General features: G+C 41.7%; 1 pseudogene. It reads right to left on the bottom strand.

Features of this window, described 5'->3' with window-relative positions:
- Window positions 1–420 (bottom strand): annotated as a pseudogene (locus J1781_RS00195) (hypothetical protein); the annotation flags it as partial.

The following is a 420-nucleotide window of genomic DNA, read 5'->3' as shown; positions in this document are numbered from 1 at the left end:
TATCATGGAGCTTATATCGTCTTCTCCATTTTTCATATCCTGTTTCACCGCCAAAAAACTCCAGGCTAATATCATTCTCATCCAGATGAGTTACCATCGGAAAGAAATCCGTTTTTATATGAAGATCTCCCCTGGATTCCTTCGCTTTACCGGTTCCATACCCATCGCTAAATCCATAATCATCAAAATCGAAGATATAATTAGTAGCGAAAACCTCTTTTCCCTTTACCAGGGGATTGCCATCAGCGGTCTTAAAACTGACTTTAATGGAATTAAGCTGCCACTGGCATTTTCCGCCGCCATCAATGGCAATCCGCTGCTGCCTGATATCGCTGTTTGTAATCGGGCTAAATGCCTGCATGAAACCGTTATATCCGCGAATTTCATAGGCTTCATTACTCGAGTTATAGCTTTTAGTCT

Origin of the sequence: Rahnella perminowiae (genome assembly GCF_019049695.1) — a bacterium.
Lineage (GTDB): Bacteria > Pseudomonadota > Gammaproteobacteria > Enterobacterales > Enterobacteriaceae > Rahnella > Rahnella perminowiae.
This window is presented reverse-complemented; position numbering and strand designations above follow the sequence as displayed.